Annotated in this window: 7 protein-coding genes and 1 pseudogene; 5 read left to right on the top strand and 3 right to left on the bottom strand. The window is 49.3% G+C overall.

The genetic code is table 11. The features are described from left to right. Nucleotides 1-234 (top strand): regulatory protein RecX (locus tag RM811_RS10855; RefSeq protein ID WP_402523944.1); only part of this gene is annotated, 234 nt, incomplete at its 5' end. A 239-nt stretch (nucleotides 235-473) separates the two neighbouring features. Here the strand turns inward: RM811_RS10855 and glpK are convergent. The 3 genes from glpK to RM811_RS10870 all read right to left on the bottom strand — a co-directional run bounded on the left by glpK (nucleotide 474) and on the right by RM811_RS10870 (nucleotide 3,619). After that, nucleotides 474-1,967 (bottom strand): glycerol kinase GlpK, encoded by a 1,494-nt coding sequence (gene glpK / locus RM811_RS10860; RefSeq protein WP_402523946.1) that lies wholly within the window; start codon nucleotides 1,965-1,967, stop codon nucleotides 474-476. A gap of 286 nt (nucleotides 1,968-2,253) precedes the next feature. Beyond that, nucleotides 2,254-2,589, bottom strand: a complete 336-nt coding sequence (locus RM811_RS10865) for a hypothetical protein (RefSeq protein WP_402523949.1) — start codon at nucleotides 2,587-2,589, stop codon at nucleotides 2,254-2,256. Nucleotides 2,590-2,701: 112 nt separating this feature from the next. Then, complete coding sequence (locus RM811_RS10870; protein ID WP_402523952.1) at nucleotides 2,702-3,619, bottom strand: M14 family metallocarboxypeptidase; 918 nt, start codon at nucleotides 3,617-3,619, stop codon at nucleotides 2,702-2,704. Nucleotides 3,620-3,780: 161 nt separating this feature from the next. Between RM811_RS10870 and RM811_RS10875 the strand changes: the two genes are divergently transcribed. The 4 genes and pseudogenes from RM811_RS10875 to csrA form a co-directional block, all read left to right on the top strand. Next, complete coding sequence (locus tag RM811_RS10875) at nucleotides 3,781-4,431, top strand: tRNA-uridine aminocarboxypropyltransferase (RefSeq protein ID WP_402523954.1); 651 nt, start codon at nucleotides 3,781-3,783, stop codon at nucleotides 4,429-4,431. A 128-nt stretch (nucleotides 4,432-4,559) separates the two neighbouring features. Next, a complete protein-coding gene (gene alaS, locus RM811_RS10880) occupies nucleotides 4,560-7,181 on the top strand; it encodes an alanine--tRNA ligase (protein WP_402523957.1) in 2,622 nt (873 codons plus the stop codon). A gap of 275 nt (nucleotides 7,182-7,456) precedes the next feature. After that, entirely contained in the window at nucleotides 7,457-8,698 is a 1,242-nt protein-coding gene (locus RM811_RS10885) for an aspartate kinase (protein WP_402523959.1), read from the top strand. Between the two features lie 416 nt (nucleotides 8,699-9,114). Beyond that, nucleotides 9,115-9,279: pseudogene (csrA, locus tag RM811_RS10890) on the top strand (carbon storage regulator CsrA); the annotation flags it as partial. Between the last annotated feature and the right edge of the window lie 609 nt (nucleotides 9,280-9,888).

Raw genomic sequence — 9,888 nt, forward strand, 5'->3', positions numbered from 1 at the left:
CCGGTTCGGATCAAATCGGAACTCTTTCAGAAAGGGATTGATAGTGAGCTGATCGGTCAGTATCTGCTGGAGCAGGATGATCATTGGGAAGAACTGGTCAGGGAAGTGAAACAACGAAAGTTTGGAACGTCGCCTCCTCAGGATAATAAAGAGCGTGCCCGGCAGAGCCGATTTCTGGCCCAGCGGGGCTTCTCTATGAGTCAGATATATTCAGCTCTTTCAGCGCGCGGGTAACTCTTTTTTCACCACAAATGTTCATGACGATTGTTCGTCACCCTCAGGCTATGAAAGAAAAGCTCTTTTAAAAACTTTGTGCCTTTGTGCCTTTGTGGTTCAACGTTTTTTTTCACGGCAAAGACACAAAGACACAAAGTTTTTTGTTCGTTCCCCGTTTTCACGGGGACCGTGGAACGAGGGTAATACAGCTTGGGCATAAAAAAATATTTCTTTGTGCCTTTGTGGTTCATAAAAAATCAGTCAATCCAGTGTTGTGAACGACTCACCGCTTTTTTCCAGCCTTTATACAGTTCTGACCGCTTCTCATCTGCCATGGCAGGTGTGTATTGGCGGTCGACAGAAACCCGCTGTTTCAATTCGTCAATATTGCTCCAGAAACCAACAGCCAGACCAGCGAGATAGGCTGCACCGGCTGCGGTAGTTTCAGTTACTTCCGGGCAGATTACCGGTGTGTCCAGCATATCGGCCTGGAATTGCATCAGGAATTCATTGTTAGCGGCACCGCCGTCAACCCGTAATTGAGCCAGCTTAATGCCTGAATCCTGTTGCATGGCTTCCAGGACATCGCGGCTCTGGTAAGCAATGGCTTCGAGGGTGGCTCGAACAATATGGTTGCGGTTGGTTCCGCGCGTTAAACCAATGATTGAACCACGGGCATAAGGGTCCCAATAGGGCGCCCCCAGACCGACAAACGCAGGGACTACATAAACACCACCGGTGTCATCGACCTTGCTGGCAAAGTAGCCGGTATCATCAGCATCTCGAACCAGACCCAGTTCATCCCGCAACCACTGAACAGATGCTCCTGCCATAAAAACAGAGCCTTCCAGGGCATAGGTGACCTGGCCGTTCAGTTTGCAGGCAACGGTGGTCAGCAAACCGTGTTCAGATTTAACCGGTGCATGACCGGTATTCATCAGCAAAAAACAACCGGTGCCATAGGTGTTTTTTGCCATGCCTTTCTTATGACACATCTGACCAAAGAGTGCTGCCTGCTGGTCACCGGCGATGCCGGCAATGGGAATACGAGTGCCGCCAATGTTGGTGCTGCCATAAATCTCGGAGCAGGATTTTACCTCAGGTAACATCTGTCGTGGAATATCCAGAGCCTGCAGTAGTCTTTCGTCCCACTCCAGCCGGTTGATATCAAAGATCATGGTGCGAGAGGCATTGGTTACATCAGTAACATGGGTGTTTCCCTCGGTCATTTTCCAGATCAGCCAGGTGTCGATAGTGCCAAACAACAGTTCGCCGTTTTCTGCTTTTTCCCTGGCACCTTCTACATGGTCGAGAATCCATTTGATTTTTGTACCTGAAAAATAGGCATCCAGAACCAGGCCTGTGGTATCGCGGATATATTCTTCGAGCCCTTGATTCTTTAACTCTTCACAAATATCGGTGGTTCGGCGGCACTGCCAGACGATAGCGTTATGAATCGGTCTACCGGTATTTTTATCCCAGATGACAACGGTTTCACGTTGATTGGTAATACCAATGGCGGCTACTTCATCCGGGGTGATACCTGTTATGGCAAGTAGCTCCGTCAGAACAGCGCTTTGTGTACCCCAGATCTCCATGGGATCATGTTCAACCCAGCCAGGCTGTGGGTAGTGCTGGGTAAATTCCCGCTGGGCGATATCGACGATATTACCGGTGTGATCAAAAATAATGGCTCGTGAGCTGGTGGTACCCTGATCCAATGCAACGATGTAACGGGCTTCCGTAGTCATGATCTATGTCCTTGCGAAGATGGGATGTCCCATCAGAACTGACTGGCTATTCAAGTGGAAATAAATAGAGGCTATCAAAAATGGTTGATGGATGCAGGCAAAGAGTCTGGAAGAGTGACTTTATGCTTTAACCACAAAGACTCATGACGATTGTTCGTCACCCTCGGGGATGAAAGATTTAACCACGGAGGCACGGAGACACGGAGGAAAAGCTTTTTTCTTTTCTCCGTGCCTTTTATGCTCTTTGGGTACTGTGTCTCCGTGGCGATTTTCTTTCACGGAAAAATCACTGCTGCTCAAGCGTTTCCCTTGTATCTTCTTTGCTCTCTTGAATAGCTTCAATCGCAACCTTCCGGGCTTGTTCAATCGCTTGTACAGCCTGTTCACCAGCCATTTCAATGAGTTTTTCAGGGTCAGTGCTCCGGACTTCATTAATAGCATCCTGAGCCTGACTGATTATATTATCGGCATCAGTAGAATCTGCTACTTGCTGTACCTGCTCCATCGCTTCCAGGGCCGCCAGTTTTGCTTCTTGAATGGCCTCTTCCATTTCAGCCTGTTGTTCACCACAACCGGATAGCAGAAGCAGGGTAAACAGTGAGATGCCCAAACGTTTCAGCATGTTTTTCTCTTTCAATATGAATTAATGCATGATTTTACAGACTGTTCCACACCATAGGAAATAGTGGATGGACGACGGATTTAAAGTGATGGATTATGCAATTATTTCTGCATTATCGATGGCCTATTACGTAGTCAAGTCCACCAATAACTGCAGCAACCTGAGCATCATTACACTCTTCATCAGTCACTTTGGGACTGTCAGGATAGACTTCCGTTGTCGTTCCATATTGGCAGTTGGCTACACCACCACACAAGCCAAGCTTGACCATTGGGTAGTTAATAACGCCGTGCTGAACAAGAGGGGAGCCGATGAGATCGCCTTTTTCATCTGCCGGAGCGATATGGGTTACTTTTGCCACTGACTCGATAATGGCTGCCTGGAAATCGGGCTGAGGGTTGTCAGTATCACCAACGGTGTAAAATCCATCAGGAATACTGCATTCGATATAGCTGACACCATCCCGGGCGGAAAGAGCCGGGCTGAATTCAGTTTCGTCGGTATCCGTAGTTTCGTGCAGATCAAAATGAACCAGTATATCTCCCAGTGTAGAAACCAGTTTCATCAGGTTGGCTGACTCTTCAGCCGGACTGTCCTGATAGAATGAACGGTTTGGGTCAACCGCATTGGGATTCCAGCGGTTAATGGTTTCATAACCCCAGGGGCTGACGCAGGGGGCGGCGATAAAATTAAAATGCTGCTGGTATTTTTCTGCCCGGGTATCCATGAATTTGATGGCGCCATGGACTCCGCTGGTTTCATAACCATGGACCCCACCGGTAATCAGAACCACCGGTTTGCTGCTGTCCCAGTTTTTGCTTTTGATGCAGAAAAGCGGGTAGCGTGCTTCGTCGTATGACAGGGCACCGTATTGTTCAATGATAAAACGGTTTCCCAGGGCCTTGATTTTGGGAACCACTTCATGTTGGTACTCACGCTTGACAGTAGTCTGTTCGCGCCAGGTCAGACGTTCAGTTTCACCCCAGGTCTTGCCGGGGGTTCCAATTGGGTAGCTTTCTGTATATTGCATAGGACTCAAGCTGCTTGGTTATTTTGTGAGTTGGCATGAAGAGGGCCGGAATATTGGTTGAAAAATCCGGACACATTGCATAGTAATGTCAGCCAGCGTTATGGCTCAAGAAAGATTACAGGATTTATAAGATCTATTAATGAAGAGAGAATCAGAAACTAATGCCTGCAGCTAATGATGATTGCAATCAATGCCGGCTGCCGGAACACGCCTGTATCTGCTCCTTAATCCCGACAGCGGACTCATCCGCCTGTTTCTGGCTGATCACCCATGACAACGAGTTTGATAAGCCAACCAATACTGGCAAATTGATTCAGGCCATGATGCCGGAAACCCGATTATTTAACTGGAGCCGTACTGCGCCTGATGAGCAACTGCTGTCATTATTGGATGATCCGGCTTATCAGCCAGTGCTGTTATTTCCCGCAGAATACGCTGTCGAAGTACAAAGTGAAAAGCAATGCTGGAACCGACAGACGATGGATGGCCGAAAGGTAGCCTTCATTATTATTGATGCGACCTGGCAGCAGGCACGAAAGATGTATCGGCAGAGCCCTTATCTGCAAAGCCTGAATTTGCTCAGTCTGAACCCTGATGAACCCTCCATATACAGTCTCAGGCGTAACCGTCATAGCCAGCATCTGTGTACTGCCGAGGTTGCCGCTCAGGCTCTTGAACAGTTGGGTGAGCACCATCACCGGCAATTGCTGTACGCTGTAGTTCAGGTTTTTTGTGACGCTTATTTATGGACCCGCAAAGGGCAGAGGCGGGAAGAAGACTCACGATCTATGCGTATTCTTGAAGGATGGTAGAAAGTTTTCCAGTAGAAAAAGCATAAAAGCCCTTTATTGATGCTGCGAAATGATCATTTTTTTCTGCCTTTCCTATATAATGCCCGTTTGCCTTAATTTCGAGATAACTCCCCCGGTGGGAACTGTATATGAAGACTAACGAAATACGTTCTGCTTTTCTGGAATACTTCAGGGAAAATGGTCATGAAGTGGTTGCCAGTAGCTCCCTGGTACCCCATGACGACCCGACCCTGCTGTTTACCAATGCCGGGATGAACCAGTTTAAAGATACCTTCCTGGGTCGGGAGCAGCGCGACTACAAACGTGCAACCACTTCCCAGAAGTGTGTGCGTGCCGGGGGCAAGCACAACGACCTGGATAATGTGGGTTATACCGCCCGTCATCACACGTTCTTTGAGATGCTGGGTAACTTCAGCTTTGGTGATTACTTCAAGAAAGAAGCCATTCATTTTGCCTGGAACTTCCTGACTGGCACTCTGAGCCTGCCGAAAGAGCGTCTTTGCGTCACGGTTTATGCCTCAGACGATGAAGCCTATAACATCTGGTTAAACGAGATCGGTGTGGCCGCAGACGATATTATCCGCATCGGCGACAACAAGGGCGCACCTTACGCATCGGATAACTTCTGGCAGATGGGTGACACCGGCCCTTGTGGTCCCTGCTCCGAGATTTTCTATGATCATGGCGATCATGTCTGGGGTGGACGCCCGGGTACTCCGGAAGAAGACGGTGACCGGTTTATTGAAATCTGGAACATCGTGTTCATGCAGTACAATCGTCAGGCTAATGGCGATATGCAGCCACTGCCCAAGCCATCTGTCGATACCGGTATGGGGCTGGAGCGTGTCGCTGCCGTCATGCAGAATGTGAACAGCAACTATGAAACTGACCTGTTCCAGTCTCTGCTGAACGATGCTTCGGCCATACTGGGTGGTGTTGCCACAACGGAAGGCTCGCTGCGGGTTATTGCTGACCATATCCGTTCCTGCGGCTTTCTGATCAGTGACGGTATTATGCCTTCCAATGAAGGTCGTGGTTATACCCTGCGGCGGATTATTCGCCGTGCCTGCCGTCACGGCCACAAGCTCGGTGCCAAAGATTCCTTCTTTTATAAGCTGGTGGGATCACTGGTTAAGGTGATGGGCGAGGCGTACCCGGACCTGACGAATAATCAGGCTCAGATTGAACGGGTTCTGCTGCAGGAAGAAGAGCAGTTCACCCGTACCCTGGATAAGGGTATGAAACTGTTGGAAGAGAGCATTGCCACCATGAAAGGTGATGTTATTGCCGGCGAAACTCTGTTTACCCTTTACGATACCTACGGCTTCCCGGTTGACCTGACGGAAGATATCGCCCGTGAGCGTGATCTGAAAGTTGATATTCAAGGCTTCGAAAAAGCACTGGAGGCCCAGCGTGAGCGTGCCCGTGCTGCCAGCAAGTTTGGCGTTGACTACAGCAATCAGCTGGTGATTGAAGGTTCTACCACATTTACTGGCTATGACAATACCGCGGGTCAGGCTCGCGTTCACTCCCTGTTTGTGGGAGGCGAGCAGGTTGACCTGATCAGTGAAGGCCAGCAGGCAACGGTGGTTCTGGAACAGACACCATTCTACGCCGAGTCTGGTGGTCAGGTGGGTGATACCGGGCTGCTGAATTTTGCCACAGGTTCCCTGCGGGTGGTGGATACCCGTAAGCAGGGTGGTCATCACCTGCATATGGTTGAAGTGGTTTCCGGAGAACTGCGTCAGGGCGAAGAAGTTTCTGCCGGTATTGATGCCGAAAAGCGTCACGCAACTTCCCTGAACCATTCTGCAACTCACCTGTTACATGCAGCCCTGAGAAAAATTCTGGGTGGCCACGTTACCCAGAAAGGCTCCCTGGTTGATCCGGAGCGTCTGCGCTTTGACTTTTCTCACCTGGAGGCCATCAAGCCTGAAGAATTGAAGGCCGTTGAGACACTGGTGAACGAACAGATTCGTGCCAACACACCGGTTCAAACTGAACTGCTGGATATGGATGCTGCAAAAGAAAAAGGCGCGATGGCACTGTTTGGCGAGAAATATTCTGATGAAGTGCGTGTTCTCTCCATGGGGGCTGACAGCTTCTCCATCGAACTTTGTGGTGGTATCCACGCCAGCCGTACTGGTGATATTGGTTCTTTCCGCATTGTGGCTGAAAGTGGCGTCGCTGCGGGTGTGCGTCGTATCGAAGCCGTTACCGGCGCAGGTGCTGAATTCTTTGTTCAATCACGCTTTGCGGAATTGAGCAACGCTTGTCGTATGATTAAGGCTAAGCCTGAGAGTCTGGAGGCCAAGCTGCAGGCTCTGGTTGATCAGGGCAAGAGTCTGGAAAAAGAGCTGCAGCAGCTGAAACAGAAGCTGGCCAGTGCAGGCAGTTCTGATCTGGTTTCTCAGGCGATAGAGGTCAATGGTGTTAAGCTGCTGGCTGCTGAGCTGGATGGCATTGATCCAAAGTCCCTGCGGGATATGGTGGATCAGCTGAAGAACAAACTGGGTTCCGGTATTGTCTTCCTGGCCACCAAAGCCGATGGCAAGGTGCCGCTGGCAGCGGGTGTTACCAAAGATCTGACAGGCCGGGTCAAGGCGGGTGATCTGTTGAAGATGGTGGCTGAACAGCTGGGTGGCAAGGGCGGTGGTCGTCCGGACTTTGCCCAGGGTGGTGGCTCCCAGCCAGAAAACCTTGAAAAAGCATTGTCGTCTATTAAGGGGTGGCTGGAAGGTCAGTTGTAAGCAGCGCTTAGCTGTTCTGCCAAGCAAGTGTAAAAACGGGCCGCTACTTGAGAGCGGCCCGTTTTTTATTGCCTTCAGGCGTACAACCCCAAAGCAATTTGTGGTAAATTCTGGCATCCAATGAATGATAGAGATGGCAGCTTACGCTGTCTGGCTCCTGGCTGAATGTCTGATTTATGTAAGGGTTCTGTAGATACAATGGGGCGTTGCAGCAGGGAGCTGGTACAGAAAAGCCTGGTCTTCTGGTCACGGCTGATTGAAGTAGAAAGAATAAAATGGCGCTAATAGTACAGAAATTTGGCGGCACCTCGGTAGGCACTCCGGAACGTATTCAGGGAGTTGCTGATAAAGTTAAGGGGTTCCGCGAACAGGGGCACGACGTGATCGTTGTGGTTTCTGCCATGAGTGGTGAAACCAACCGGCTGGTTGATCTTGCCCGGACCATGCAATCGCAACCGACGCCAAGAGAGATGGACATGCTTCTCTCGACGGGTGAGCAGGTGACGATTGGTTTGTTGAGCATGGCACTGAATGAGCGGGGTTGTCCTGCTACTTCTTATACCGGCAGTCAGGTAGCGATTGTTACCGACAATGTCCACACCAAAGCCCGAATCAAGCGAATTGATACTGAACGCATCTTCAAAGACCTGGAGCTGGGACGTGTTGTTGTGGTCGCTGGTTTTCAGGGGCGTGATGAAGAAGGCAATATCACGACGCTGGGTCGCGGTGGCTCTGATACCACGGCAGTAGCACTGGCAGCGGCTCTGAAAGCGGATGAATGTCAGATCTATACCGATGTTGATGGCGTTTACACCACCGACCCCCGAGTGGTGGAAGGTGCTCGCCGGCTGGACAAGGTCACCTTTGAAGAAATGTTGGAAATGGCCAGTCTGGGCTCCAAGGTTCTGCAGATCAGAGCCGTGGAATTTGCTGGCAAGTACAATGTTAACCTGAGAGTTCTGCATACTTTCCAGGATGGTCCTGGAACACTGATTACACTGGATGAGGGTCGCGCCATGGAGTCACCGGTAGTTTCCGGCATCGCATTCAACCGAGATGAAGCCAAACTGACGATTAAAGGCGTGCCGGATATTCCCGGTGTGGCATCCAGAATTCTGGGGCCTGTCAGTCGTGCCAATATCGAAGTGGATATGATTGTTCAGAACGTGGCTGAAGACAAAAGTACTGACTTTACGTTCACGGTTCACCGAAATGATTATGACCGGGCAATAGTGGTTGTCGAAGAGATCGTGAAAGAGCTGGAAGCCCGTGAATACGATGGTGATATGAAAATCGCCAAGGTTTCTATTGTGGGGGTTGGCATGCGCTCCCATGCGGGTGTAGCCACCCAGATGTTTGAAGCCCTGGCGGCTGAAGGGATCAATATCCAGATCATCTCAACCTCTGAAATCAAGATTTCCGTCATCATCGCTGAGAAGTACCTGGAACTGGCTGTTCGGGCACTTCACTCAGCTTTTGAACTGGACAAGGAACCAATGGAAGATAATGGGGTCTAAAACGTCAATACAACGAAAACCGTGGGGCCTCGCGAGGGGCTTTATTCGCTCTGAAGCCTGATGTACACCTAATTACATCGAATGTACAAAACAGGCAGGAAGCAGGGTTGCCAAGCCCTCAAACTATTTCCGGCAGGTAAAAATACGGATGGAAATCTTGAGTTTGGTGACTAGACTGGGTTTGCTGAATAATTCTTAAGCATGAATGGTAGAGCTGGCATATACTTCAATACTTTAAACTGAATGCTAAAGCAGTTTGAAGGTCAGGCAATTTGAGATCAGAGTGTCTGTACTGGGGTTGGTGTCGTATAATTCACGACATTTGAAATGTGTGTTTCATCAGCTTCTAACCAATGCGCCAGCGTGCTCAGAATTGACGGTTGTTGACTTAACAGAGATGTAAATAAGGAGATTGTATGCTGATTCTGACTCGCCGTGTAGGAGAGACCTTGATGGTAGGGGACGAGGTCACTGTCACTGTTCTGGGTGTAAAGGGCAACCAGGTTCGTATTGGTGTTAATGCACCAAAAGAGGTTGCCGTCCATCGGGAAGAGATTTACCAGAGAATTCAAAAAGAGAAAGAACACAAGAAAGGCGGAACGGATCGCCCCTATGAAGAAGATGAAGGTTATGAGTCTGGATATGGATCAGAGTCCAAGCCAGAGCCAGAATCTTACGAATCTTACTGATAATCATAGAACTGTCGTTTATATCTCTGATTTAAGTTTTTGATCTGATCATAATTTTATAAAGACTGCTTTCAAAAAATGCCTGGTAACAATCCAGGCATTTTTGTATTTGCTGCAATTCGTCCTGAAAAATTTTCTCCGTACATCGATAAAATCTATCAGAAAACCTTGAAGATGAGTTTGGATCAGGTTTGAGGGCTTTTCCGGATGATCATTCAGAAGGTTGAATACGTTCACTTCAGAAGCTTGCTGGCAAGTGGGTTTTGAATAAAGCATGAGGGCAGTCCTGAACACACACATGGGAGCTCCATTTTTGTCTGGGGAAGTTGCAATTCAGAATATACCCTCGTCATCCCCGAGCAGGAGGTTGTTGCAAAACCCTCCGGACACCTCGTTCCCATGCTCTGCGTGGGAATGCATACCGTACTCGCCACAAGTGAATAACCAGCCTGAAACCCCCACAGATTCGGACAAGGAGAGGTTTCTCCACATGCGGCCAGA

Source organism: Endozoicomonas sp., from assembly GCF_031844845.1.
Classification (GTDB): domain Bacteria; phylum Pseudomonadota; class Gammaproteobacteria; order Pseudomonadales; family Endozoicomonadaceae; genus Endozoicomonas.